The sequence below is a fragment of the Streptomyces sp. NPDC093064 genome (genome assembly GCF_044754605.1).
Taxonomy (GTDB): Bacteria; Actinomycetota; Actinomycetes; order Streptomycetales; family Streptomycetaceae; genus Streptomyces.
Genome location: NZ_JBIVPK010000010.1, coordinates 179,561 through 203,230, shown reverse-complemented (window position 1 = coordinate 203,230; position 23,670 = coordinate 179,561). Strand labels below are relative to the sequence as shown.

The following is a 23,670-nucleotide window of genomic DNA, read 5'->3' as shown; positions in this document are numbered from 1 at the left end:
TCCGGCGGCCTGGACCGGGCCACGGCCGGCATCAGGGGACGGTGCGGGAGACGACGTAGACCATCGGCAGGACCGGGTTGGACAGGTTCACGACCACGTCCTGCGTGGGGGCGGGGTTCTTCTGGCCGTGGGTGAGGCCCGACCAGGGGCCGGGGCTGGTGAAGGTCCAGCCGGTGGTCTTCTTGTCCCGGGCGCCGACGGTGACGGCGCCCTCCTTCAGGTCGCTCCGGTTGACTCCCATGGCCTCCAGGAAGGAGGTGAGACCCGGTTCGGTGGTCCGGAACTGGACGTAGAGACGGCTGGTCTTCCAGTTGTTCGTCTCGTAGTAGGAGACCATGTCGGCCGGGTGCGGGATCGGCACCTGGTAGAGGCGGCGCTGGACCTTGGACGGGTAGCCGGGCGCGAGGCCCTTCACCGCGTACCGGGCCTCCTTGTCCTTGCCGCTGTCGCGGCTCTGGTTGGCGGAGATCACCAGGTAGCCGGCGGGAACGCCGATGAGCAGCCCGATGATCAGCAGGGTGAAAGTCCTGCGGCGGTTGCGGTGCCGGCGGTCCTCGACACGCGGCGGCCGCCCGTCCGGGGGCGCCGCCTGGCGTGGCAACGACATCGTCATAGCGCCTCCCGGGCCGCGCGCCGCGCCTGCGCGTACCGCTCGTAGCGCTCGTACCGCTCGACCCGGCGTCGCTTGGCGCGCCGGAAGCGGCGGGCGACCAGCCGGGCGAGGTCGGCGGCGCCGACCATGCCGGCCTCGGGGCCGAGCTGGGCGCGGGTGATACGGGCCTCGGGGCGGTAGCCGCGGCCGGTGAGGTGCCGTTTGAACGCGTCCCGCGCGGGGCCGATCAGCAGGTCGTCGGCCGCGGAGACCCCGCCGCCGATGACGAAGCAGGACGGGTCGAGGGCGGCGGCCAGGTTGGCGATGCCGACGCCGAGCCACTGGCCGATGTCCTCGAGCAGTTCGATGCACATGGCGTCGCCCTCGCGGGCCAGCTCGGTGATCATCGGCCCGGTGATGTCGGCGATGTTCCCTTTGACGTGCTCGATGATCCCGTAGGCGACCGGGGAGTCGGCCGCGGCCAGCTCACGCGCCTCCCGCACCAGGGCGTTGCCCGAGCTGTACTGCTCCCAGCAGCCGCGGTTGCCGCACGGGCAGCGGTGGCCGCCCGGCACGACCTGCATGTGCCCGAACTCGCCTGCGACACCGAATTTTCCCCGCTTGACCTGGCCGTTCTCCAGGATCGCGCCGCCGATACCGGTGCCCAGCGTGATCATGACGAGGTGGTCCTCGTCGCGGCCCGCGCCGAAGCGCCACTCGGCCCAGGCGGCGGCGTTGGCGTCGTTGTCGACCAGGACCGGCACGGACAGGCGTTCGGAGAGCCGGTCGCGCAGGGGTTCGTTGCGCCAGGACAGGTGGGGGGCGAACAGCACGCGGTTGCGGTCGGCGTCGACCCAGCCGGCCGCGCCGATGCCGACCGCGTGCACGTCGTGCCGATCGGACAGGTCCAGGACCAGTTCGACGATGGTGTCCTCGACGACCCGCGGGCTCTTGGACTTGTCCGGGGTCTCCGTGCGGAGCCGCTCCAGGATGTTGCCGTCGGCGTCGACGACGCCCGCCATCACCTTGGTGCCGCCGATGTCGATGCCCACCGTGGGGACGCGGGGTGCGGTCAGGTGGGAGCGCCGCTCCCGGGTACCGACCGTGCGCAGTACGGGAGCGCGGCGGGAGCCGATGGGGGCGGTGAGGTCGCGGTAGGTGCTCATCGGGCCCGATTCTGCCGCACGATGGGTAAGGGTCCCGTACGGGGCACCGAGAAGCCGGTGCCCGGTTTGTACGGGATACGGACGCGTGGGGGTCGTCGCGTCCGCGCTGCGGAGCGGCATGATGCCACAACCCCGCGGGCCCTCAGGTCCCTTGCAGCTCATGGCGTAGATCGTCCAGGTCGCTGCCGCCCGCCATCTGCCGGGTCAGCTCGTCCAGGGTGATCTCGTCCCGAGTGTGGTGGCCGACCATGGTGCCCCGCCTCAGCAGGACGAATCGGTCACCTACAAGGTACGCGTGATGCGGGTTGTGGGTGATCAGCACAACACCCAGACCCTGGTCGCGGGCCGCCGCCACATACCTCAGCACCACGCCCGACTGCTTCACACCGAGCGCCGCGGTCGGCTCGTCCAGGACGAGCACCTTCGCGCCGAGGTACACCGCGCGCGCGATGGCGACGCACTGGCGCTCGCCGCCCGACAGGGTGCCGATGGGCTGGTCGACGTCGCGCAGGTCGATTCCCATCCGCAGCAGTTCGGCCCGCGTCGTCCTGCGCATCAGGTCGACGTCCAGGCGCTTGAAGGGGCCGGTCCCCTTGCGGGGCTCGGAGCCGAGGAAGAAGTTCCGCCAGACCGGCATGAGGCCCACGACGGCCAGGTCCTGGTACACCGTGGCGATGCCCCGGTCCAGGGCGTCGCGCGGTGAGGTGAGCCGGGTCTCCTCGCCCTCGACGCGCAGGACACCGCCGTCGTGCTGGTGCAGTCCCGCGATGATCTTGATCAGGGTCGACTTGCCGGCGCCGTTGTCGCCCAGGACGCAGGTGATCTCCCCGGCGTGGACCTCCAGGCCGACGTCCTCCAGGGCGCGGACACCGCCGTAGTGCTTGCTGACGCCGGACAGCTCCACGAGTGCCGTGCGTGCTTCGGTCTGCGTCACTTGGTGGCCTCCGCCCGCCTGCGGACCCAGGTGTTGAGCAGGGTCGCGAGGAGCAGCATCGCTCCGAGGAAGAACTTGAACCAGTCGGGGTTCCACTCGGCGAAGACGATGCCCTTGCTGGTCATGCCGAACAGAAGGGCTCCGACCGCCGAGCCGATGGCGCTGCCGTAGCCGCCGGTGATCAGGCAGCCGCCGATGACGGCGGCGATGATGTAGATCAGCTCGTTGCCGACGCCCTCGCCGGACTGCACCGCGTCGAAGGAGAAGAGCAGGTGCTGCCCGCAGATCCAGGCGCCGAGGCCCACGCCCATGTAGAGGCCGGTCTTGGTTCCGGTGACCGGTACGCCGACCGCGCGGGCCGCGTCCTTGTTGCCGCCGACCGCGAAGATCCAGTTGCCGGTGCGGGTGCGCAGCAGGACCCAGGAGGCGAGGGCGACCAGGCCGAGCCACCACAGGATGGTGACCTTGATGTCGACGCCGCCGATGGTGAGCGTCGAGGCGAACACCGCGTGGGCGCTGGAGAAGCCCTCCATGTCGCCGATCGTCTTGGTGGAGACGGTGCCGTCGATCAGCTTGGTGAAGCCGAGGTTCATCCCGGTCAGCATCAGGAAGGTGCCCAGGGTGACGATGAAGCTGGGCAGCCCGGTGCGGGTCAGCATGAAGCCGTTGAAGGCACCGATCGCCAGAGTGACCAGCAGGGATACGCCGACCCCGACCCAGACGTTCGCGGTCATCTGGTAGCTGAACATCGAGGAGACCAGCGCGGAGGACGTCACCATCACGCCCGCCGACAGGTCGAACTCGCCGCCGATCATCAGCAGCGCGACCGGAACCGCCATGATGCCGATGGTCGAGGACGCGTACAGGACGGTGCTGAGGCTGGCGGCGCGCAGGAAGCCGTCCGCGGCGCAGGCGAAGAAGACGAAGACGGCGATCGCGCCGACGACCGAGCCGAGCTCGGGACGGGTGAGCAGCCTGCGCAGCGCCGAGGTCTGCGGAAACGTTTCAGCAGCGGAGCTCTCGGGGACGGCCGGCCGGTCCGTGGTCGTCCCGCTCATCGGGTGCCCCGCTGCGTGTACTCCTCCAGCGTGGCCGCCTGATCCTTGGTGACGATCTGCGGGCCGGTGAGTACCGGCCGGCCGCCGCCGAGGACGTCGCCGTTGTACTTGTAGAGCCAGAGCAGGTCGACGGCCTGGTAGCCCTGGAGGTACGGCTGCTGGTCGACGGCGAAGCCGAGCGTGCCGTCCTTGAGCTCGGCGGCGACCTTGGCGTTCAGGTCGAAGGTGTCGACCTCGGCCCTGCTGCCGGCGTCGGCCTTCGCCTTGACGGCGGTGTCCGCGTACGGGGCGCCGAGCGTGACGACCGCGTCGACGGACCTGTCCGCCTGGAGCCTGGCACCGATCGCGGCTTGCGTGTCCGGCATGTTGGTGCCGTTGACGTAGAGGTTCTCGACCGTGCCGGAGAAGGTCTTCGCCACCCCGGCGCAGCGCTGCTCGTGCCCGACGTTGCCCTGCTCGTGCAGGACGCAGAGCACCTTCTTCCTTCCGCGCTCGGTCAGCTCCTGCCCGACGGCCTCACCGGCGACTGTCTCGTCCTGGCCGACGTGCGTGAGGGCGCCGTACGCCTTGGACTGCGCCGATCCGGAGTTGACCGTGATCACCGGGATGCCGGCCCGCTCGGCGCGAGCAACGGCGGCCTTGAGCGCGTCGGGTTTGGCAAGGGTGACGATGATGCCGTCGACCTTCTTGTCCACCGCCGCGTCCACGAGCTGGGCCTGCTGCTGGGCCTCGGCGTCGTGCGAGTACAGGAAGTTGATGTTGTCCTTGACCGCGGCCTGCTTGGCGCCGCTCTGCACGATGTCCCAGAACGTGTCACCGTCCCCGGAGTGCGTGATCATCGCGAAGGTCCAGCGGGGGGTGTTGACCGCGGCCCTGCCCTGGGCCGCCGCGGCCTTGCGGGCATCCTCCGCCCGCTTGCCGCCGGTGCTGCTGCACCCCGCCAGCGACAGGGACAGTGCCCCTGCCAGCGTGATGACTACCCAGGTTGGAAACCGTGCCACGAGGCCGTGCCCTTCTTGCTGTGCCCGAACGTACGCAAGGGGCCGATGACGATCCCACCAGCCCCGAACGTTCCATTATCGGACACCGGAACCACTGATTCCGCGGGCGGGGAGTGGGTGACCGGTCACATTGTCCGGACATGAAGAGGGTGCCTGGAGCACACCAGGCGACCGCAGACGCGGTCAGGGACGTACGAGGAGCTGGAACTCGAAGGAGTACCGGGAGGGCCGGTAGGTGTGCGTGCCGTACTCCACCGCGCGGCCGGTGTCGTCGAAGGTGGTGCGCTGCATGGTCAGCAGGGGGGCGCCCTCGGGCTCGGTGAGCCGCTCGGCCTCGGTGGAGGAGGCGGCACGGGCGCCGATGGACTGACGGGCGCTGTGCAGGGTGATCCCGGCGGCGCGCATCAGCCGGTACAGGCCGGTGGCCTCCAGCTGACCGGTGTCCAGGTCGAGCAGTCCGGGCGGCAGGTAGTTGGTCAGATACGCCATCGGCTCGCCATGGGCCAGGCGCAGCCGTTCGATGCGGTGGACCTCCTCGCCCTCGGCCACCCCGAGGGCGGCGGCCACCTCGGCGGAGGCCGGGACCACCGTGTTGACCAGGACCTTCGTCGCCGGACGCTGACCGGCCGCCTCCAGGTCGTCGTAGAGGCTGCTCAGCTCCAGCGGGCGCTTGACCCGGCTGTGCACGACCTGCGTGCCGACACCGCGGCGGCGCACCAGGAGGCCCTTGTCGACCAGCGACTGGATGGCCTGGCGGACGGTGGGCCGGGACAGGCCGAGCCGCGCGGCGAGCTCGATCTCGTTGCCCAGCAGGCTGCCGGGGGTGAGGCTGCCGTGTTCGATCGCGGCCTCGAGCTGCTGGGACAACTGGAAGTACAGCGGTACCGGGGAACTCCGGTCCACATGGAGTTCGAGTGAGACGGTGGGGTCCACTTCTGGTTTCGGCACGGCCCGAGCGTAGCTCCGCGGCCGGTTGACGGGAAGTCGTGAAGTTCGGTTGTCCGGACATGCGGATTGACAGGGTCCGGGGTCCGCCCTCACTTTGTTCCCATGCGCATCGGGGTCATCGGTACGGGCCGCATAGGCACCATCCACGCGAACACACTCAGCCGCCACCGCGAGGTCGGCTCATTGATCCTCACGGACGCCGATCCGGCGCGGGCACAGGCCCTCGCCTTCCGGCTGGGTGAGACAGCGGCACCGGGGGTGGACGAGATCTTCACCTGGGGCGTGGACGCGGTCGTGATCACCACGGCGACCTCGGCCCACGCCGAACTGATCGGCCGGGCGGCGCGGTCGGGGCTCCCGGTGTTCTGCGAGAAACCGATCGCCCTGGACCTGCCGGGCACGTTACAGGCGCTCGCCGAGGTCGAAGCCGCCGGCACGGTGCTCCAGATGGGCTTCCAGCGCCGCTTCGACACGGGCTACGCCGGCGCGCGCGAGGCGGTGCGCTCCGGGCGCCTCGGCCGTCTGCACACGGTCCGCGCGCTCACCTCCGACCAGGCACCGCCGTCGCCCCGGTGGCTTCCGCTCTCCGGCGGGCTTTTCAAGGACACCCTGATCCACGACTTCGACGTGCTGCGCTGGGTGACGGGCCGCGAGGTCCTCAGCGTGTACGCGGCCGGATCCGACGCCGGCCCCGCGATGTTCCGCGAGGCGGGCGACGTCGACACCGGCGCGGCGCTGCTCACCCTCGACGACGGCACGCTCGCCACCGCCACCGCGACCCGCCTCAACGGCGCGGGCTACGACGTCCGCATGGAACTGGCCGGGGAGCGGGACCAGATCGTGGTCGGCCTCGACGACCGCACGCCGATCGCGTCCACCGAGCCGACCGGCCCACCGGCCGCGGACAAGCCCTGGCCCGACTTCCTGGAACGCTTCGGCCCCGCCTACGAAGCCGAACTGGCCGCGTTCGTGCAGGTGCTGCACGGTGAGCGCCCCAACCCGTGCGACGGCCGCGAGGCCCTCCAGGCCCTGCGCATCGCCGAGGCCTGCGAGGTCTCCCGCCGCGAACACCGCCCAGTGAGCCTGGCGGAGATCCCGGGCGGCGACCGGGCGGTCTACCGGTGACGGACCCGCAACCACGGTGAGCCGCGTCCGGACACCTGGCCTCCCGGACGCCTGGCCGTCGGCCGACCCCTGCGGCGCATCTTCCGGTAGCGGTCCACGGTCTCGGCCTCGGCCTCGGTACCCGTGAGGGGAGCCCGGCGCGCCCGTCCGCCCATCGCCCACCCCTTCTCCACCCGGTGTCCACATACTTGACCTGGCTATGACAGAATCCGCCGACACCTCACGGGCGACAGGAGTGTGATGGACGGTCGCATACCCGGAGGGCCGCAGGTCTCGGCGGCCCGTGTGTGGCTGTTCACCGCGGCCATGTCCGCCGTCGCCTGGCTGCCTCTGCTCGCCCCCACTCTCCTGGTCGCGGCCGTGGGGGTGGCCTGGGGGGTCTGGCAGATGGCCGTGCTTCCGGTGCTGTGGTTGCTTCCGGCCCTGCGCGAGGTCATCACCCCCGACGTCCTGCCTGGCCGGGCGGTACGGCCGGACGACCAGCCGGAACTGGCGGCGCTGGTACGTGACTTGGCCGAGCGGACCGGCTTCGACGGTCCGCTGCTGGTGCGGATCCTCCCGGAGCCGGCGGTGCTCACGTGCCGCGTGAGGGCGGCGGGCGGACACGGCTATGCGCTGCTGCTCGGACTGCCGCTGGTCCGGGCGCTCTCTGCCGAGCAGCTTGCCGCGGTGATCGCGCACGAGCTGGCCCACCGGCGGCACTTCGACGACCGTCGCACACGTGCTCTGCTGGCGGCACGCGGTGCGCTCGCCGAACGGCTGGACGGGCGCCTGCGACCGCTGGCCCCGTTGGCCGCTCCCCTGCTGCGCGCGACTCAACCCTGGTCCTGGCAGGCGGAGTTGGCGGCCGACGCCGAGACCGCACGGATCGTCGGCGGTACGGCGGTGCGCGAGGCCGTGGAGCGGGTCGCCGTGATCGAGGCGGCTTTCGACGGGATCACGCAGGACTGGGTGGAGGACCTGCTCGAGGACGGCACGTATCCGGTGGACCTCTACGAGGCGTTCGACCTCGCCCTCCAGGATCCGACGGTGCTGCACCGGGCCGTCCGCGAGGACGCCGAGGACCGGGCCCTGGACGTCTACGCGATGGCCGCCCAGCCGCCGTCGGCCGTGCGGACGGCCGCGCTGCCGCACACCGGCGCCTATGCGGCGTACGGCTCGGCTCCGCTCGGGCTGCGGGACGCCGAGGCGGTCGCCGAGTGGTGCGTCCAGCGTCTGGCCTGCGCGGACGGACCCGGTGCGACCCTCCAAGAGGGCGGCGGTGTCCGGGGCAGCGCCCTCCGGCCGGAGGATCTGAAGCCGGTGCGCCTCCTCGAACTCGACCCCGACAGGTTCCGCCTCCCCGCCGACGGCGGCCCCGGCGCGGCGGCGCTGGCGGCCGCGACCGAGCAGCCCTCCCCCACCGGGGCGCTGCACGTCGCACTGGACGCCGTCGCCGACGCCGACTGGTACCGCCTGGCCCGCCGGATCGACCCTCAACTGCGGTGGCTGCCGGCCGCCGCGCGCAGGGCGGTCGGCGGTCAGGTGCTGGCCGCTGCCATGGGAGCGGCCCTGGCGCCGTTGCTGCTGGAGGCCGGCTGGTCCTACGCCGGCCGCTGGATGAACACCGTGCTCAGGGCGCCGGACGGCACGGTCGTCGACCTGTACGAGGTGCTCGTCACGGCCGTGGACGGCGGTGACCCGGCGCCCGTCCGCGCCCTGCTGGAGAAGACCGGGACCGAGAAGGCGGAGAGAGCATGAGACGCCCCGGCCCCGCCCTGCGCGTCGCCCTGCTGGGTGTGACGGCCACCCTGACCGGCTTCGCGCTGCTCGCCGGCTGGCTGGGTTTCCACGCATACGCCTACGACCAGGCCCGCGAGCGCGCCACGGCCCGCACCAACGGCGTGATCGTCGAGGACGGCCTCGGGGAGGGCGAGGACATCCGGGTGCGCTGGAAGGACCGCTCGGGCCGTGAACACGTGCAGCGCTTCGGCGTCTACGACACCGGCCGCTACGCCAAGGGCCGTCACTTCCCCGTCGTCTACGACCCGGACGAGACGGACCCGCGGGGATTCCCCGGCGATCCGGAGGAGACGTCCGACGAGGACGACCTGCTCGTCCCCATCCTGCTGGCCGGGGTCACGGCGGCCGCGCTGTGCTCGGTGTGGGCCTGGCGTGGCGTGCGGTTCCGGCGGGCGGCGCGGCGGCCGGGCCGTCCGATGACGGCGACGGTGCACTGCGGTGTCCGGCCCGTCTCCTCGCAGGCGCTGTCGGAGACCCTGTGGCTCGCGCTCACCGAGGCAGGCGTGAGTGACCGGCCGGTCGCCTGGCAGCGGATCATGTGGCATACCGCCCTCGACGAGTTGCGCGGCCCGGTCGAGGTGAGCGCCCATCACCGGGCGGGCTCGCGCGGCGCCGTGGTGGCCCAACTGCCGGACGGCACCCGCCTGGTGCCCCTGGGTCGCCTACGGCACCGTGCACCGCGCCGCGTGTTCCTCGACGAGTACACGGCGGTCCGTGCGACCCTGGAGGACTCCTTCACCCCGGTCGACGCCGCGGCGCGCTCCGCGAGGCCCTGGTGGTGGCCTGGCGCCCAGGCGGCCGCCGTCGGACTCGTCGTCGGCGCCCTGGCGGGGGCGCTCTTCATCGGCGGAACCGCGGTGGCGGCCGTGGGCATGGCGCTGTGCGGGGCCGCCCTGCCCGTCGCACTGTGGGCGCAGAGCGCTCCGCGGCCCTGACCCGCGCCGTACCGAAGCGGCACCCGCGGCCCCGCCCCGTCCGAGGTCGGGCCGGGCAGCGGCTCGCCCCGCGGCCGCTGTGCGTGGAGGGTCCGCGGGGCGAGGGACGTGCGGTGGACTCGTCGTTCAGCAGCCGAAGTTGACGAGCTTGAACGTGACGTAGTGGTCCGCGGTGTAGTAGTCCTCCCGGGTCTTCTGGCCGGTGACTATGCGCCGGGCGCCGCGGTCGGGGGAGCCCGGGGTGACGACCGTGTACTCGTGGTAGTACCCGGTCGACTGCTTGGGCAGGACTCCCTCGCGGTTCTGGAAGACGGCGCCGTCCTGGGAGTACGGGAAGGGACCGCCCTTGTCGATCAGGCGGAGCGTGTCGTACGCCTGGGAGGGCAGGGCGCTGTAGCAGATGCTGCCGACCGCGGTCGCGGCGGCGTCGGCCGGGGCGGCGGCGACGGTGCCACCGACCAGGAGGGCGGACAGGAGGGCGCCCGCGGCGCCGATGCGGGTGGTGCGTGGGGGGAATCTCATGCGCTCATCATGACGCGCGTAGACACTGGCATGTCAATGACAAGTCCGGGGAATTTACCGTCAAGTTCGATGAATTCGCGGGGAGTTAATCCAGGTGGGAGTCGTACCGGGGGCGGCCCGGACGGCGGGGTCGGTCGCGTCCGGCCAGTAGGCGGCGAAGGTGTCGTAGGTGCGGCGGCCGAGGAGGGAGGCGCCGGCGCGGTCGAAGACCTCGGCCATGAGCCGGCCGAAGCCCTCGTCGCCGTACGGAACGCTCCAGCCGCCCTGCGTGAACCCGCCGAAACTCATCGGCACCCGGTGGGCGGGGCGTGCCGGTCCGTGCGGCCGGCCGCCCCGCGGGTACGGACGGGTCAGCCGCCCAGTTCCTGGTGGCGGGCCGCCAGGGCGGTCGCGCCCTGCTCGGTCAGCGCGCCGAACAGGCGGAGCCGGGAGATGCCTCCGTCCGGGAAGATGTCCACGCGCGCGTGCGTGCCGACGGCCGCCGCGGGCAGCACGAAGCGGTGGTTGGTGTCGGGCTGGAGACGGGTGCGCGGCAGGATCTCCGTCCACTCGCCGTCCTCCCCGTCCTTGACGGAGACCGACGCCCAGCCGGCGCTGTTGCCCTTGAGGTAGGCGGTGTCGATCTCCAGGGCGCGGATCTCGGTGTGCCCGGCGAGGCGGTAGCTGATCCAGTCGTTGCCCTGGTCGCGGCGGCGGCGGGTCTCCCAGCCGTCGTCCATCTTGCGGGAACGGCCCGGCTGGATGGTGTTGGTGGCCGGCGAGTAGAAGAGGTTGGAGGCGTCCACGACGCTGCCGCCGTTCTCCAGCGCCACCACGTCGAAGGTGCCGAGCGCGGCCAGCCACGCCGGGTCGGGCACGACCTCGCCGTACACCCGCAGGCGCGCGATGCCGCCGTCGGGGTGCTGCTTGAGACGCAGGTGCGTGAAGCGCTGCTCGGCGTTCACCTCGAAGCCGTTGTCCGCGTGGCCGCCGACCGCGGTGCGCGGGACGAGGGTCGTCCACTTGACGTCGTCGGCGAGGAGTTCCTCGGGCGTGCGGGCGCCGTCGACCGAGGTGCCCTCGACGGAGACGGCCTGCGGGTAGTTGCCGCGGAAGTGGGCGGTGTCCACGACGATGCCGCGGACGACGCCGGGCGCGCCGAGTCGGATCAGCGCCCAGTCGTGGTCGTCCTCGGTGGGCCAGGGGTGCTCGGCCGAGACGCCGCGCCGGCGGCGGGTCTCCCAGCCGTCCATGACCTTGCCCTTGTGCCCGAAGTCCTCGGGGTCGAACTCGGCCCGCTCGGGCACCAGCAGGTTCTCGCGCTGGGCGAAGAACTCGTCGTTGGCGGCGACGACACCCGCGCCGAGCCGGCGGTCGGCCAGGTTGGCGTGCCTGGTGAAGGGGAAGTCGGCCGTACGGAAGTCGGCGTAGGGGTCGCCGCCGCCGTAGGGGTTCGCGTCGCCGGTGAAGCTCAGGGTCGCCGTCACGGTGATCAGTTCGTCCTTTCCAGAAGTCGGCCGGTGGGTTCGGTGAAGTGGTCGTCGAGCGCGGGGTCGTAGATGCGCTCGCCGCGCAGCCAGGTGGATTTCACGACACCGCGCAGGGTCTTGCCCGCGTACGCGGTGATGCGGTTGCGGTGCTGGAGCGCGGCGGGGTCGACGGTGAAGGTCTCGTCGGTGGCCAGGACCGCGAAGTCGGCGTCCCGGCCGGGCGCGATGGCGCCCTTGCGGTCGAGACCGGCGAGGTTCGCGGTGCGTTCGGACATCCACCGGACCACGTCCTCGATGCCGTGGCCGCGCCGGGCCGCCTCCGTCCAGATGGCCGAAAGGCTCAGCTGGAGCGAGGATATGCCGCCCCAGGCGGTGGCGAAGTCGGACGTCTTGAGGTCCACGGTGGACGGCGAGTGGTCGGTGACGACGCAGTCGATGGTGCCGTCGGCGAGCGCGGCCCAGAGCAGGTCCTGGTTGGCGGCCTCGCGGATCGGCGGGCAGCACTTGAACTCGCTGGCCCCGTCGGGCACTTCCTCGGCGGTGAGGGTGAGGTAGTGCGGGCAGGTCTCGACACTGAGGCGGACGCCCTCACGCTTGGCGGCGGCGATCAGCGGCAGCGCGCCGGAGGAGGACAGGTGCAGGATGTGGACCCGCGCGCCGAGCCGGCGGGCCAGGGCGATGAGCCCGTCGATGGCGCTGTCCTCGGACACCTGGGGGCGGGTCTGCAGGAAGTCGGTGTACTTGGGGCCGCTCAACTGGGGGGCGAGCCCGAGTTCGTGCGGGTCCTCCGCGTGCACGATGAGCAGCCCGCCGAAGCCCGCGATCTCCGCCATGGAGGCGGTCAGCTGGTCGTGGTTCAGCTCCGGGAACTCGTCGACCCCGGACGGGGACAGGAAGCACTTGAAGCCGAAGACGCCCGCGTCGTGCAGGGGCCGCAGGTCCTTGACGTTGTCCGGGAGCGCGCCGCCCCAGAACCCGACGTCGATGTGGGCCTTGCTGCGGGCCACCTCCTGCTTGACGCGCAGGTTGTCGACGGTGGTCGTCGGCGGCAGCGAGTTGAGGGGCATGTCGACGAGGGTGGTGATGCCTCCGGCGGCCGCCGCCCGGGTGGCCGTCCAGAAGCCCTCCCAGTCGCTGCGCCCGGGGTCGTTCACATGGACGTGGGTGTCGACGAGGCCGGGCAGCAGAGCGTCGTCGTCGACGTCCTCCAGCCACGCTCCCGCCGGAACCTCGGCGTCGTGCGGCAGTACGGCCACGATCCGGCCGTCGGCGACGGTGACGGACGCGGGGCGCACGCCCTCGGGGGTGACGACGCGTGTGGAGCGCAGTACGAGCTGTACGTCGGGCAACGGACGCCCCTCCTCTGGTGCTGTTCCTCTATTCACTGTCGCTCACCCGCGAAATTCCGGAGAGCGGAAATGAGTTTCCTACAGGCGGAGTCTTCATGGCCGAACCTCATGAGTCAAGACCTTCTTGGCGAAGCGGACCTCGTCGCGGCGGCCGGCGCGGGCCTCGCGCGACCTGCGTCAACGCGCGCTCGGGGGCCAGTTGACCATCCGCTTGGGCCGCGGCGGCGCGTATGTGCGCACCTTGGAGGTGGACAGGCCGAGCCGGACGAGGGACTCGGCGATCGCCACGGCGGCGGTCACGCCGTCGACGACGGGGACCCCGGTCCGTTCGGCGACGCGCTCGGTGAGCCCGGACATGCCCCCGCAGCCGAGGCAGATCACCTCCGCCCGGTCCTCCTCCACCGCACGGGCGGCCTGTTCGGCGATCGCGGCGACGGCTGCCTTCTCGTCCCGCTCCAGATCGAGCACGGCGAGCCCGCTGGCGCGCACGGAGGCGCACCGGGCGCTGAGCCCGGCGACGTGGAGGCGCTCCTCGATCAGCGGGACCGTGCGGTCCAGGCTGGTGACGACGGAGTAGGAGCGGCCGAGGAACTGGGCGGTGCTCGCGGCGGCCTCGGTGATGTCGACGACGGGTACGTCGAGCAGTTCCTGAAGGCCCTCGCGGCCGTGCTCACCGTATCCGGCCTGGATCACGGCGTCGAAGGGTTCGGGGTAGGCGCGGACGGCCTCCATCACGGCGATGGCGGCGAGGTAGCTCTCGTAGTTGCCCTCCACGGACTCCGCTCCGAAGGACGGGGTCAGCGGGACGATCTCGGTGCCGGGGGACGCCGCACCCGCCGCCTGCTCACCGATCGAGTCGGTGATGGACTGCGTGGTGTTGACGTTCACGACGAGGATGCGCATGGTTCGCTTTCTGGGTGGTTCTGCTGGACGGCTCGTTCGCGCCTGATCCGCGGCTTATTCGGCGGCGACCGCGATGGCCTCGCCGTCCACGTCCCGGATCAGGACGTTGCGGTCGGCGATGACCGAGTAGAAGACGGCCCCGAGGATGGCGCCGACGAACCAGGAGAAGCCGGCCACGGCGTGGAAGACGGGCACCAGGGCGAGGACGACGGCGATGGCCGCGGAGGGCACGAACGCCCAGACGGCCCGCGGGTTGTAGCCGCGGCGGTAGTGGTACTCGCCCTGCACGTCCTCGGTGTAGAGGTCGGGCACGTTGACCCGGGCCCTGCGCAGCAGCCAGTAGTCGGCCATGATCACGCCGAACAGCGGTCCGAGCAGGGCGCCGAGCCCGCCGAGGAAGTACTCGACCGCGATCGGGCTGTTGTAGAGGTTCCACGGCGTGATCACCAGGCCGACGATCGCGCTCACCAGGCCGGCACGGCGGAAGTTAAGCCGCTGCGGGAAGAGGTTGACCAGCGCGTAGATCGGTGCCACGAAGTTGGCCAGCAGGTTCACCGCGACGGTCAGGGCGATGAGGGCGAGCGAGGCCGCGGCCAGCAGGATCATGTTCGGGATGGTGCGGACGATGTCCGTGGGGCTGGTGATGATCTGCCCGTCGAGCTTGAACTGCGCTCCGCAGAGGACCGCCACGACGACGGCGAAGAAGAGCATGTTCACCGGGATGCCGATCACGTTGCCCCGGACGATCGAGGCGCGGCTCCTGGCCGACCGGGTGAAGTCGCAGAAGTTCAGCACGAAGGTGCCGTAGATCACCACCCACAGCGCGGCGGCCTGCAGGACGTGCAGCCACATCGCGCCGCCCGAGAGCGGGTGGCCGTCGGACAGGGAGATCGATCCGCCCGCCCGGAAGAACATCCACGCGGCCAGGGCGGACATGGTGATCAGGGTGATGGGCGCGGCGAAGGCCATGTAGCGCCGGATCATCTGCATGCCGTAGCTCACGATGAGGACCTGGAGCAGCCACAGGGCCATGAAGGTGATCCAGCCGAGCAGGTTCTGCCCGAGCACGGAGTGCTTCTCGAGGCTGCCCAGGCCGGGGAACATGGCCACCAGCAGCGCGCTCAGCACGGAGGCGGCGAGGTAGGTCTGGATGCCGAACCAGGCTATGGCGACGGCGCCGCGGACGCCGGCCGGTATCTTCGCGCCCTTGATGCCGAAGGCGATGCGGCTCATGACGGGAAACGGCACGCCCGTCTTGTGTCCCATGAACCCGGACAGGGTGAGCAGCAGGAACAGCAGGACGGAGGCGAGCGCGAAGGCGGCCAGGATGCCCCACACGTTCAGGCCGAGCGCGAACAGACCGATCGCGAAGGCGTAGTTTCCGAGGCTGTGCACATCGTTGGCCCAGAGCGTGAAGACGTTGTAGGCGCCCCAGCGGCGCCCTTCTTTCTTCGTGGGGGCGAGATCGTACGTGTACAGGCCGGAACTGGCTGTATTGCCTGTGTTGCCGGTATCCACGGACGATCGGTCATCCACAGCAGGAGGCATAGCGGGGCTCCCGGGAGGGAAAGTGGGGGAACGTTCGGTGTTTTCCACAGAACGGAAGTAAACTTCCGGTGGCCAGAACGTAGTTTTCACCGAGAGCACCGTCAAGAGCCCGACCGTAATGCAGACAAGGATATGGACAAACCCTTGCTGATCGGCAGGAACGTCTCGTGACGGACCTCAGTAGGCATCCGACCAGGCCGGTAGCATGCGGCCACACCCGCAGAAAGGAATGCGACGTGCCGCCGTCAGACGAGCGCAAGTCCTCCGCCTCCGCCGGCCCCGCCGCCACCGGTGGGGTCCAGTCCCTCGAGCGTGCCTTCGACCTGCTCGAGCGGATGGCGGACGCCGGGGGCGAGGTGGGTCTGAGCGAGCTCTCCGCCGCGAGCGGTCTGCCGCTGCCCACCATCCACCGGCTGATGCGGACCCTGGTCGCCTGCGGCTATGTGCGGCAGCAGCCGAACCGGCGGTACTCGCTCGGTCCCCGCCTCATCCGCCTAGGCGAGTCCGCCTCGCGGCTGCTCGGCACATGGGCGCGGCCGTACCTGGCCCGGCTGGTGGAGGAGACGGGCGAGACCGCGAACATGGCACTGCTGGACGGGGACGAGATCGTCTACGTGGCGCAGGTGCCGTCCAAGCACTCCATGCGGATGTTCACCGAGGTGGGCCGCAGGGTGCTGCCGCACTCCACGGGCGTCGGCAAGGCCCTGTTGGCGCACACGTCCGACAACGAGGTGCGCGCGCTGCTGGCCCGCACCGGCATGCCGGCCGCCACGGACAAGACCATAACCACCCCGGACGGCTTCCTGGCGGCCCTGAAGGACGTTCGCCGGCTCGGCTACGCGGTCGACGACAACGAGCAGGAGATCGGTGTCCGCTGCCTCGCGGTCACCGTCCCCGACAGCCCCACCGCCGCGGCGATCTCGATCTCCGGCCCGGCGGGCCGGGTCACGGACACGGCGACGGAACGGATCGTCCCGGTGCTCCAGCAGGTGGCGCGAGAACTGTCCAAGGCCCTCGCCAGCTCGGGCCCGGCGGCCTGATCCCCCGCCCGCCGACTGCCGGCCGGCGGATCCCACCCGCCGGCGGTCGCGGCCGCCTGCGGGCCGGGACGCACACACGGGCCGGGACGCGCACACGGTGACGGGCCGCCGGCCGGGGGCGGCCCGAGGGGGCCGGGCCCCGGCCGACCGACTCCTGCCCAGGCCGGCCGACTCCCGCCCCGGCCGGGATCGACTCACGGCCCACCTCAGCCAACCGGCTCCGCCCCCACCTGCCCAGGTCTCGCTCCACCCCGGCCAACCGGCTCCACCCCAACCAACCCGGTTCGCACCCCACCCGGGCCAACCGGCTCCACCAGCCCAGGTCCCGCCCCACCGGCCGGCCGCCGGGCCAAGGACCTTCCTCGTTCGCCCGGCCGATGTCCCTCATCACCGAGGCGGCCGGTGGCCGGAGGGGCCAGCCGGCTCCGCCCCCACCAACCCGGTTCGCGCCCCACTCCGGCCAACCGGCTCCATCTCCACCAGCCCAGGTCCCGCCCCGCCGGCCGGCCGTCGGGCTCAGGACCTTCCTGGTTCGCCCGGCCGGTGTCCCGCATCACCTAGGCGGTCGGTGGTCGGAGGGGTCAGCCGTCCGTCTCTCATCTCCCGTACCGCGTCCGCCGCGCCCAGGTGGGTGCGGTCGTGGGTGACGAGGACGGTCGCCGTGCCGCGGGCGCGGCTGAGGCCGGTCAGCAGGTCGAGGACGGCGGCGCCGCGTTCGTGGTCGAGGGCGCTGGTGGGCTCGTCGACCAGGAGGACGGAGGGGTCGTTCATCAGCGCACGGGCGATGTTGACGCGCTGGCGCTGACCGCCGGAGAGCTGGTGCGGGCGCCGGTGTGCCTGGTCGGCGAGGCCCACGGCGGCCAGGAGTTCGCGGACCCGGCCCGCCGCCGCCCGGCGGCCGTCCAGGCGGGCCATCACCTCGAGCTGCTCCGCCGCCGTCAGCGACGGCACCAGGTTGGGCTGCTGGAAGACGATCCCGATGGCGCGGCGGCGTAGGACCGCCCGCTCCGCGGCGCTCAGCTCCCCGGTCGGCGTACCGTCCACGCACACGCGTCCGCTGTCCGGCGTGATCAGCGTGGCCGCGACCGCGAGCAGGCTGGACTTGCCCGAGCCGGACGGCCCCACCACCGCCGTGACCGTGCCCGCGGGCACCTCCAGGCGTACCCGGTCCAGGGCGGTGAGCCTGCCGTCGCCGTCGGGGTAGGTCAGGGTGATGTCGTCGAGGAGCAGGTTCATCGCACGCCTCCCAGCGCGGTCAGCGGGTCGACGGCGGTGATCCGCCGGACGGAGAGACCGGCGCCCAGCACACCCAGGGCGGCCATCACCGCGGCGGGCAGCAGGACGGTCGGCAGGTCGAGTACGAAGGGAATCGCGCCGCCCCGTACCAGGGCGCCGGTCAGGGCCGCGAGCCCGGTGCCGAGCAGCGTCCCGGCGGCGAGCAGCACCGCGGCCTGTCCCAGCGCGTCGCGCAACAGGTGGCGGGTGGAGGCCCCGAGCGCCTTGAGTACGGCGATGTCGGGGGACCGCTGGATCGTCCACACCGTGAAGAACGCCCCCACGACCAGCGCGGAGATGGCGAACAGGAAGCCGCGCATCAGTTGCAGCGAGCCGTTCTCGGCCTGGTAGGAGCCGATCGCGGTCAGCGCGTCGTCCTTGGCGAGGGTCTTCGTGTCCGCGGTCCGGTCCCCGGCCGGGACGTCGGCGCCCCGTGTGCGCAGCGCGATCACGGTCGCCGGGCCGCCGTCCCACGCCGTCCACACCACGGGCGTGTGGCTGTAGGAGGCACCGCCCGCCACGGCCGCCACGGTCCAGGTGGCGGAGCCGAGACGGACCCGGTCCCCGGTGGCGACGCCGAGTGCGGACGCCGCCTTGGCGGAGAGCACGGCCCGCCCGGGCGCCACGCCGTCCGGTGCGATGCCGGCCGCCGGGCGTACGGCGAACACGGACACCGCCGCCGTACGGTTCCCGGCGGCGGCGTCGAGCGTGCGGATCGCGACCGGTTCCGCGTACGGGACGCGCTCCGCCCACCGCCGGACGGCCTCCGGCGGCAGCGAGGAACCGGTGAACGACACCGGCCGGCCGCCGGGCGGCGCGGCGAAGGCGAGGTGGTCGGCGGGCAGGCCCTTCACCGCCGAGACGTTCTCCTCGGCGAGCCCGGCGGTGAGCCCGGACAGCAGCCCCACGAGCAGGGTGATCAGTGTGACCACGGCTCCCATCAGGGCGAACCGCCCCTTGGCGAACCGCAGGTCTCTCCATGCGACGAACATGTCCTCCACCCTGCGCGGCACCGCCCCCGCCGGGCATCGCGCCGGGGCACGGCTGCCGCGGATCGAAGGACGCACCCGACTTTCGAACTTTCGGTTGACCGGCGCCCCGCCCGGCCCGCCTACCCTGGATCCGTCATGGACGTCCGCCCACACTCCCCCGTCGTCGTCACGCTGCGCCTGTGCCTGTACGCGCTGTTCGCCGGCCTGCTGGCGCTCGCCGCGGTCCGCGCGCACGGCCCGGCCACCGTGGCAGCGGCGCTGGGAACGGGCGCGGTGTTCGCCTGGGGGGTGCTGAGCCCGGCCACCCACCGCTCCCAGCGCGCGGCCGCGGTGTGGCTGGCGGCGCTCTGCGCAGCCTGGCTGGTGCTGCTCGCGCTCTCCCCCGACGCCCTGTGGGCGGCCTTCCCGCTGTACTTCCTCCAGCTGCACCTGCTACCGGTGCGCTGGAGCCTGCCCGCGGTCGGGGCGACCGCGGGCGCGGCCATCGCCGGTTTCATCGGGCACGGGGAGCGGCTCACCGCCGGCGCCTTCATCGGCCCGCTGCTCGGCGCGGGGGTGGCCGTCGCCACGGTCCTCGGCTACGAGGCCCTGTACCGGGAGAGCGAGCGGCGCCGTGAACTGATCGAGGAGCTGGTGGCCACCCGCGCCGAGCTGGCCGACGCCGAGCGCACCGCCGGCACGCTGGCCGAGCGGGAGCGGCTGGCCCGGGAGATCCACGACACGCTCGCCCAGGGCCTGTCCAGCATCCAGTTGCTGCTGCGTGCCGCCCAGCGTGCGCTGCCCGATGGCTCCCCGGCCGCCGCGCACATCGAGCAGGCCCGCGCGACCGCGCAGGACAACCTCGCCGAGGCCCGCCGTTTCGTGCACGCGCTGACCCCGCCCGACCTGGAGCGCGGCTCGCTGGCCGGGGCCCTGGAACGGCTCGGCTCGGGCGTGGCCGCCCCGCCCGAGGTCCGCTTCACGGTGAGCGGCACTCCCGCCGAGCTGCCCACCCCCTACGAGGTGGCGCTGCTCAGGATCGCCCAGTCGGCGCTCGGCAACACCCTGCGGCACGCCCGCGCCCACCGGGCGGAGATCACCCTGAGCTTCATGGACACGGCGGTGGCATTGGACGTCGTCGACGACGGCGCCGGTTTCGACCCCGGCGCCGAGCACACCGTCGCACGGCCCGGCCGGGCGGTGGACGGCGGTTTCGGGCTGCCGGCGATGCGCGCGCGGGCCGAGGCGCTGGGCGGGACGTTCGCCGTGGAGTCGGCGCCCGGCCAGGGCACCGCGGTGGCGGTCACGCTGCCGTACCCGGACTCCGGGGGTGGCGCATGACGATCCGGCTGCTGCTGGCGGACGACCATCCCGTGGTCCGTGCGGGCCTGAAGGCGGTGCTGTCCGCCGAGCCCGACTTCGAGATCGCCGGGGAGGCGCCGACGGCGGAGCGCGCCGTGGAGCTGGCCGCGGCGGGCGGTGTGGACGTGGTGCTGATGGATCTGCAGTTCGGCTCGGGCGGCGCGCACGGCGCGGAGGCGACGGCGGCGATCACCGCCCGCCCCGGCGCCCCACGCGTCCTGGTGCTGACCACGTACGACACCGACGCGGACATCCTCGCCGCGGTGGAGGCCGGTGCGGCGGGCTACCTTCTGAAGGACGCGCCGCCGCAGGAGCTGGCCGCCGCGGTGCGCACCGCCGCCTCCGGCCGCTCCGCCCTCGCGCCCGCGGTCGCCCACCGTCTGATGGACCGCATGCGTACCCCCGCGGCCGCGCTCAGCCGCCGCGAGCTGGAGGTGCTGGAACTGGTCCGCGACGGCCTGTCCAACCTTCAGATCAGCAAGCGCCTGTTCCTGAGCCAGGCCACGGTGAAGTCCCATCTGGTGCACATCTACGCCAAGTTGGGCGTGGAGTCGCGTACCGCGGCGGTGGCGGCGGCGACCGGGCAGGGCCTCATCCGGCGCCTGAGACCGTGACGGGCACCGAGACGGACGGGCCTGCCGGTGCGGGCACCGGGCCTGAGGGCACGGACGCCGACCGGGACTGACGGGGCCGTCAACCGCGCGGCGGCTCCGCGAACAGGTCGACCGCGGTGCGCACCTGGGACAGTCCGTGCGCCAGGGCGCTGACCGAGCCGATGGATCCGGCGATCAGCAGCAGGGAGCGGCGCAGCCGCGGGATCTCGGGAGTGCCGTGGGCGGCCATCGCGGCGAGGGCGGCCAGTTCGTCCTCGGCGATGGCACGGTCGGAAAACTCCGCCGGATGCGCGGCGAGCTCGCGGCGCAGCCGGGCCACGGCGGTCCGCAGCTCCGTCACTCTGGGATCCTCTTTGCCGCCGGTCGCCGGCCGCTGGTCCAAGCTCCGCAACACAGCCCCTCCCCCTCGCACGCCATCGTGCGCCGTCCCCTCCGTGGTCCCGTCGGACATCCCTGTCGAGCGGGTCGGGCGCCGGGGGACGCCGATCAGTAAACGCCACCAGGACCGGGGTGCGCCACCGCGGGGACCGAAATTCAGCCCCCGCACACCGGCTCGACAGGGGACGGCCCGCGGTATGCAGGACCCATGACACGCACAGAGGACGAGATCGCGGGACTGGTGCTGGCGGCCGGCGGCGGGCGGCGGCTCGGCGGGCGGCCCAAGGCGCTGCTCGCGCACCGGGGCCGGCCGCTGGTGGAGCACGCGGTCGGGACCCTGCGGGCGGCCGGATGCGAGCGCGTCCACGTCGTCCTGGGTGCGCGGTCGGCCGAGGTGCGCCAGCGCGCGGCGCTGGCCGGCTGCGTGCTCGTGGAGAACCCGTTCTGGGAGCGGGGCATGGGCTCCTCGCTGCGGGCCGGGCTGGACTCCCTCGCCGGTACGGGGGCCCTCGCGGCCCTGGTCCTGCTCGTGGACCAGCCCGGGGTGAGCGCCGAGGCGGTGGCCCGGGTGCGCGCCGCATACCGGGACGAGGGCTCGCTGGTCTCGGCCGCGTACGACGGGGTGCGCGGCCATCCGGTGCTGCTCGGGGCGGCCCACTGGGACGGCGTCGCGGAGAGTGCGACCGGCGACCGGGGGGCACGTGCCTATCTGAGGGCGCACGAGAGATCGATCACCCTCGTCGAGTGCGGAGACGTGGCACGGGCGTACGACATCGACACCGAGGCCGACCTGGGCCACCTTGAGTGAGCGGGGTGGCACCGAGCGCCACCTTCGCTCGACCCGAAGAATCTCGACGTCAACACACCATTGAACTTCCACCATGAGGAAACTACTATCCACAGTTCAGAAGCACTCGACCGCTCCTCGGGTGCGATATGCCGCATTCATGACCATTGGCACCCGGTGTCACGGCATGGTGGCACTGAACGTGGTTCGCTGAAGAAGCTCCCCCGAAGGAAGTGACAGCTCATGTCCGCACCAGCGCCGTCCCCGCTGGCCATCGTCGACGCCGAGCCCCTGCCCCGGCAGGACGAGGTCCTCTCCGACGCGGCGCTCGCCTTCGTGGCCGAGCTGCACCGGCGGTTCACGCCACGCCGCGACGAACTCCTCGCCCGCCGGGCGCAGCGCCGCGCCGAGATCGCCCGCACCTCCACGCTCGACTTCCTCCCGGAGACGGCCGCGATCCGCGCGGACGACTCCTGGAAGGTGGCCCCGGCTCCCGCGGCCCTGAACGACCGCCGGGTCGAGATCACCGGTCCCACCGACCGCAAGATGACCATCAACGCGCTCAACTCGGGTGCGAAGGTCTGGCTCGCCGACTTCGAGGACGCCTCCGCCCCCACCTGGGAGAACGTGGTCCTCGGCCAGCTCAACCTGATCGACGCCTACACCCGGAACATCGACTTCACGGACGCCGGCTCCGGCAAGTCCTACGCGCTGCGCCCGAACGAGGAGCTCGCCACGGTCGTGATGCGCCCGCGCGGCTGGCACCTGAACGAGCGCCACCTCGTCGACGCGGACGGCACCCAGGTGCCCGGCGCCTTCGTCGACTTCGGCCTGTACTTCTTCCACAACGCCCAGCGTCTGCTCGACCTCGGCAAGGGCCCGTACTTCTACCTCCCGAAGACGGAGTCGCACCTCGAGGCGCGGCTGTGGAACGACGTGTTCGTCTTCGCCCAGGACTACGTCGGCATCCCGCAGGGCACCGTGCGCGCCACCGTCCTGATCGAGACGATCACGGCCGCGTACGAGATGGAGGAGATCCTCTACGAACTGCGCGACCACGCCGCCGGGCTGAACGCGGGCCGCTGGGACTACCTGTTCTCCATCGTCAAGAACTTCCGTGACGGCGGCGCCAAGTTCGTCCTGCCGGACCGCAACGCAGTCACGATGACGGCTCCGTTCATGCGCGCCTACACCGAACTCCTCGTGCGCACCTGCCACAAGCGCGGCGCACACGCGATCGGCGGCATGGCGGCCTTCATCCCCTCCCGCCGGGACGCCGAAGTCAACAAGGTGGCCTTCGAGAAGGTCCGTGCCGACAAGGACCGCGAGGCCGGCGACGGCTTCGACGGCTCCTGGGTGGCCCACCCCGACCTGGTGCCGATCTGCCTGGAGTCCTTCGACAAGGTCCTCGGCGACAAGCCGAACCAGAAGGACCGGCTGCGCGAGGACGTGCACGTCGAGGCGGCCGACCTGATCGCGGTCGACTCCCTCGCCGCCAAGCCGACGTACGCGGGCCTGGTCAACGCCGTCCAGGTCGGCATCCGCTACATCGAGGCCTGGCTGCGCGGTCTGGGCGCGGTCGCGATCTTCAACCTGATGGAGGACGCGGCCACCGCGGAGATCTCCCGTTCGCAGATCTGGCAGTGGATCAACGCGGGCGTGGAGTTCGAGAACGGCCAGAAGGTCACGCCGGAGCTGGCCCGCGAGGTCGCCGCCGAGGAACTGGAGAACATCCGCAAGGAGATCGGCGACGAGGCCTTCGCCGCCGGTCACTGGCAGCAGGCCCATGACCTGCTGCTCCAGGTCTCCCTCGACGAGGACTACGCCGACTTCCTGACCCTGCCGGCGTACCAGCAGCTCAAGGGCTGACAACCGCACCGCGCGAAGTGGCCCCGGAGGGTTCCGGGGCCA

At 72.0% G+C, this 23,670-nt stretch carries 23 protein-coding genes; 8 read left to right on the top strand and 15 right to left on the bottom strand.

Annotated features, from left to right (window positions below; genetic code table 11):
- Positions 1-31: 31 nt before the first annotated feature.
- The 6 genes from ACIQFZ_RS15410 to ACIQFZ_RS15385 form a co-directional block, all read right to left on the bottom strand.
- Positions 32-613 carry a sugar kinase gene (locus ACIQFZ_RS15410; protein ID WP_365423388.1) on the bottom strand — a complete coding sequence of 194 codons (582 nt, stop codon included), beginning with the start codon at positions 611-613 and terminating at the stop codon, positions 32-34.
- Positions 610-1,758, bottom strand: a complete 1,149-nt coding sequence (locus tag ACIQFZ_RS15405; protein WP_365423385.1) for an ROK family glucokinase — start codon at positions 1,756-1,758, stop codon at positions 610-612. The genes ACIQFZ_RS15410 and ACIQFZ_RS15405 overlap by 4 nt, the downstream gene beginning before the upstream one ends.
- Before the next feature lie 142 nt (positions 1,759-1,900).
- A complete protein-coding gene (locus ACIQFZ_RS15400) occupies positions 1,901-2,692 on the bottom strand; it encodes an ATP-binding cassette domain-containing protein (RefSeq protein WP_365423382.1) in 792 nt (263 codons plus the stop codon).
- The gene (locus ACIQFZ_RS15395; RefSeq protein WP_365776027.1) at positions 2,689-3,750 is read right to left on the bottom strand and encodes an ABC transporter permease; all 1,062 of its coding nucleotides are present in this window, start codon (positions 3,748-3,750) and stop codon (positions 2,689-2,691) included. Before ACIQFZ_RS15395 ends, ACIQFZ_RS15400 begins: the two co-directional genes overlap by 4 nt.
- Positions 3,747-4,751: a sugar ABC transporter substrate-binding protein gene (locus tag ACIQFZ_RS15390; protein WP_365423376.1), complete on the bottom strand. Its 1,005-nt coding sequence runs from the start codon at positions 4,749-4,751 to the stop codon at positions 3,747-3,749. The genes ACIQFZ_RS15395 and ACIQFZ_RS15390 overlap by 4 nt, the downstream gene beginning before the upstream one ends.
- Before the next feature lie 183 nt (positions 4,752-4,934).
- Positions 4,935-5,684 (bottom strand): GntR family transcriptional regulator, encoded by a 750-nt coding sequence (locus ACIQFZ_RS15385; protein ID WP_365423391.1) that lies wholly within the window; start codon positions 5,682-5,684, stop codon positions 4,935-4,937.
- A gap of 117 nt (positions 5,685-5,801) precedes the next feature.
- Here ACIQFZ_RS15385 and ACIQFZ_RS15380 point away from each other — a divergent pair, with 117 nt between their 5' ends.
- The 3 genes from ACIQFZ_RS15380 (at position 5,802) to ACIQFZ_RS15370 (ending at position 9,541) form a co-directional block, all read left to right on the top strand.
- Positions 5,802-6,824: a Gfo/Idh/MocA family oxidoreductase gene (locus tag ACIQFZ_RS15380; RefSeq protein ID WP_402691412.1), complete on the top strand. Its 1,023-nt coding sequence runs from the start codon at positions 5,802-5,804 to the stop codon at positions 6,822-6,824.
- A 240-nt stretch (positions 6,825-7,064) separates the two neighbouring features.
- Complete coding sequence (locus ACIQFZ_RS15375; protein ID WP_402691411.1) at positions 7,065-8,564, top strand: M48 family metallopeptidase; 1,500 nt, start codon at positions 7,065-7,067, stop codon at positions 8,562-8,564.
- Positions 8,561-9,541: a hypothetical protein gene (locus tag ACIQFZ_RS15370; RefSeq protein WP_365423367.1), complete on the top strand. Its 981-nt coding sequence runs from the start codon at positions 8,561-8,563 to the stop codon at positions 9,539-9,541. The genes ACIQFZ_RS15375 and ACIQFZ_RS15370 overlap by 4 nt, the downstream gene beginning before the upstream one ends.
- A gap of 126 nt (positions 9,542-9,667) precedes the next feature.
- Here the strand turns inward: ACIQFZ_RS15370 and ACIQFZ_RS15365 are convergent, their stop codons facing one another.
- The 6 genes from ACIQFZ_RS15365 to ACIQFZ_RS15340 all read right to left on the bottom strand — a co-directional run bounded on the left by ACIQFZ_RS15365 (position 9,668) and on the right by ACIQFZ_RS15340 (position 15,332).
- A complete protein-coding gene (locus ACIQFZ_RS15365) occupies positions 9,668-10,063 on the bottom strand; it encodes a ribonuclease domain-containing protein (protein WP_365776031.1) in 396 nt (131 codons plus the stop codon).
- Positions 10,064-10,123: 60 nt separating this feature from the next.
- Positions 10,124-10,351, bottom strand: coding sequence for a hypothetical protein (locus ACIQFZ_RS15360; protein ID WP_383057742.1), 228 nt, complete (start codon positions 10,349-10,351; stop codon positions 10,124-10,126).
- Between the two features lie 62 nt (positions 10,352-10,413).
- The gene (gene alc / locus ACIQFZ_RS15355; RefSeq protein WP_402691410.1) at positions 10,414-11,529 is read right to left on the bottom strand and encodes an allantoicase; all 1,116 of its coding nucleotides are present in this window, start codon (positions 11,527-11,529) and stop codon (positions 10,414-10,416) included.
- Between the two features lie 5 nt (positions 11,530-11,534).
- A complete protein-coding gene (gene allB, locus ACIQFZ_RS15350) occupies positions 11,535-12,881 on the bottom strand; it encodes an allantoinase AllB (protein WP_402691409.1) in 1,347 nt (448 codons plus the stop codon).
- Positions 12,882-13,058: 177 nt separating this feature from the next.
- Positions 13,059-13,784, bottom strand: a complete 726-nt coding sequence (locus ACIQFZ_RS15345) for an aspartate/glutamate racemase family protein (RefSeq protein ID WP_361412187.1) — start codon at positions 13,782-13,784, stop codon at positions 13,059-13,061.
- A 54-nt stretch (positions 13,785-13,838) separates the two neighbouring features.
- A complete protein-coding gene (locus ACIQFZ_RS15340) occupies positions 13,839-15,332 on the bottom strand; it encodes an NCS1 family nucleobase:cation symporter-1 (RefSeq protein WP_376653527.1) in 1,494 nt (497 codons plus the stop codon).
- A 236-nt stretch (positions 15,333-15,568) separates the two neighbouring features.
- Here ACIQFZ_RS15340 and ACIQFZ_RS15335 point away from each other — a divergent pair, with 236 nt between their 5' ends.
- Positions 15,569-16,372: an IclR family transcriptional regulator gene (locus ACIQFZ_RS15335; RefSeq protein ID WP_361412191.1), complete on the top strand. Its 804-nt coding sequence runs from the start codon at positions 15,569-15,571 to the stop codon at positions 16,370-16,372.
- Between the two features lie 516 nt (positions 16,373-16,888).
- Here the strand turns inward: ACIQFZ_RS15335 and ACIQFZ_RS15330 are convergent.
- A complete protein-coding gene (locus tag ACIQFZ_RS15330) occupies positions 16,889-17,608 on the bottom strand; it encodes an ABC transporter ATP-binding protein (RefSeq protein WP_402691408.1) in 720 nt (239 codons plus the stop codon).
- Positions 17,605-18,639 carry an ABC transporter permease gene (locus ACIQFZ_RS15325; RefSeq protein WP_402691407.1) on the bottom strand — a complete coding sequence of 345 codons (1,035 nt, stop codon included), beginning with the start codon at positions 18,637-18,639 and terminating at the stop codon, positions 17,605-17,607. The genes ACIQFZ_RS15330 and ACIQFZ_RS15325 overlap by 4 nt, the downstream gene beginning before the upstream one ends.
- A 135-nt stretch (positions 18,640-18,774) precedes the next feature.
- Here ACIQFZ_RS15325 and ACIQFZ_RS15320 point away from each other — a divergent pair, with 135 nt between their 5' ends.
- Positions 18,775-19,959, top strand: coding sequence for a sensor histidine kinase (locus tag ACIQFZ_RS15320; RefSeq protein ID WP_383059718.1), 1,185 nt, complete (start codon positions 18,775-18,777; stop codon positions 19,957-19,959).
- Positions 19,956-20,594: a response regulator transcription factor gene (locus tag ACIQFZ_RS15315; RefSeq protein WP_365423338.1), complete on the top strand. Its 639-nt coding sequence runs from the start codon at positions 19,956-19,958 to the stop codon at positions 20,592-20,594. Before ACIQFZ_RS15320 ends, ACIQFZ_RS15315 begins: the two co-directional genes overlap by 4 nt.
- A gap of 79 nt (positions 20,595-20,673) precedes the next feature.
- Here ACIQFZ_RS15315 and ACIQFZ_RS15310 read toward each other — a convergent pair whose 3' ends face one another.
- A complete protein-coding gene (locus tag ACIQFZ_RS15310) occupies positions 20,674-20,988 on the bottom strand; it encodes a DUF5955 family protein (protein ID WP_361412201.1) in 315 nt (104 codons plus the stop codon).
- A gap of 192 nt (positions 20,989-21,180) precedes the next feature.
- On the opposite strand from ACIQFZ_RS15310, the gene ACIQFZ_RS15305 reads away from it, so the two are divergent.
- Together ACIQFZ_RS15305 and aceB are read left to right on the top strand one after the other, a co-directional pair.
- The gene (locus ACIQFZ_RS15305; RefSeq protein WP_383059715.1) at positions 21,181-21,780 is read left to right on the top strand and encodes an NTP transferase domain-containing protein; all 600 of its coding nucleotides are present in this window, start codon (positions 21,181-21,183) and stop codon (positions 21,778-21,780) included.
- 222 nt (positions 21,781-22,002) lie between these two features.
- Complete coding sequence (aceB, locus tag ACIQFZ_RS15300; protein WP_365436608.1) at positions 22,003-23,628, top strand: malate synthase A; 1,626 nt, start codon at positions 22,003-22,005, stop codon at positions 23,626-23,628.
- Positions 23,629-23,670 lie beyond the last annotated feature (42 nt).